Genomic DNA, 1,814 nt, shown 5'->3' on the forward strand with positions numbered 1-1,814 from the left:
GGGCGGGGCCTCCCGGTCTCAGACCGGCACGGGCCCCGCCCCGCTGCTCCGCCACAACCGGGCGTAGGCGCCCCCCGACGCCGACAGCTCCGCGTGCGTGCCGGTCTCGACCACCCGGCCGCCGTCGAGCACCGCGATCCGGTCCGCGCGGGCGGCCGTCGCCAGGCTGTGGGTGACCACGAAGGTCGTCCTCCCCCGGGACAGGCGTTCCATCGCCGTCAGCACGGCGCGCTCGGTGCCCGGGTCCAGCCCCGCGGAGGGCTCGTCCAGCAGCAGCACGTCGGGGTCCACCAGCTGCGCCCGCGCCAGCGCGACGAGCTGGCGCTGCCCGGTGGACAGGCCGCGCCCGCGCTCGCCGACCGGATGGCGCAGCCCCCGGGGCAGGGCCGACACGGCGTCCAGGGCGCCGACCGCGCGCACGGCCTCCTCCACCTCGCGGTCGCCGGCCCCGGGGCGTCCGTAGCGCACGTTGTCGGCGACGGTCCCGGTGAACAGGTGGGGCTCCTGGGGGACCACCCCGAGTCTGCGCCGGTGCTCGGCCGGGTCGAGGTCGCGCACGTCCGTCCCGTCCACCAGGACCGCGCCCCGGTCGGGGTCGTGGAAGCGGGCGATGAGCCTGACCACGGTGGACTTCCCGGCGCCGGTCTCGCCGACCAGCGCCACGGTCTCACCCGGGTCGGCGGACAGGGTGACGTCGGCCAGGGCGGGCCCGCCCGCGCCGGGGTAGGCGAAGCCGACCTCCTCCAGGCGCACCCGGCCGCCGCCCCGCCGGACCGGTGCGGGGACCGCGCGCCGGGAGGCCGCGGCGGTGGGCGGCGTGCGCAGCAGTCCGCCGATGCGGTCCACGCCCACGCGCGCCTGCTGGTAGCTGTCGAAGACCACCGACAGCTGCTGGAACGGGGCGTAGAACATCCCCAGGTAGAGCAGGAACGCGGTCAGGACGCCCACCGACAGGGTGCCCTCCGCCACCCGGTACGCGCCCGCACCGAGGACGGCGGCGGTGGACACGTCCCCGAGCAGGGTGACGAACGGGAAGTACAGGGCGATGTGGCGCTGGGCGGTCAGCCTGGTCCTGCGGTAGCGGTCGGACAGGGCGGCGAAGCGCTCGCTCGCGCCGTCCTCGGCCCCGGCCGCCTGGGACTCGCGGGCCCCCGCCACCTGTTCCTGGAGGTCGGCGTTGACCTCCCCGATCCGCTCCCGGGACAGGTGGTAGGCCAGCGACACGCAGCGGCGGAAGTACAGGGTCGCGGCGAGCAGCACCGGCAGGACCGCCAGGGCGACCAGGGCCAGGCCCGGGTCCAGCACCAGCATCGCCACGACCATCCCCAGCACGGTGGCGCCGTTGACCACGACGATGGTCAGCCCGCTCTCCACGAACGTGGACAGCGCGGTGACGTCGGTGGTCATGCGGGTCATGGTCCCGCCGCCGCGCTCGCGCTCGTGGAAGTCCACGCCGAGCCGGTGCAGGTGCCGGAAGACGCGCAGGCGCAGGGCGTACAGGGCGCTCTCCCCGGTCCGGGTGACCACGCGGGGCTGGAGGGCCAGGACCCACCAGTTGACCGCCACCAGGGCCAGGGCCGCCGCGCCCACGGCCGCGACCACGCCCGCGTCGCCAGGGGCGACGCCCCGGTCCAGGCCCCAGCGCAGCACGACGGGCAGGGCGGTGGTGGCCAGGGCGTCGGCCAGGACCAGCAGGACGGCGAGGGCCAGCAGTGCCCGGACGGGGGCCAGCACCCGGCGGACGCCGAAGCGCGTTCCGGGCTCCTCCGGCGGCGTGCGGTCCAGGCGCTCGGCGGGGCACTGCTGGCCCTCGC

1 protein-coding gene is annotated in these 1,814 nt (G+C 77.0%); it reads right to left on the minus strand.

What is annotated here, in order from left to right:
• Nucleotides 1-18: 18 nt before the first annotated feature.
• A partial coding sequence (locus DQW06_RS18195) for an ABC transporter ATP-binding protein (protein WP_157983481.1) occupies nucleotides 19-1,814 on the minus strand: 1,796 nt, incomplete at its 5' end.

It is taken from the genome of Nocardiopsis sp. TNDT3 (genome assembly GCF_003427465.1).
Lineage (GTDB): Bacteria > Actinomycetota > Actinomycetes > Streptosporangiales > Streptosporangiaceae > Nocardiopsis > Nocardiopsis dassonvillei.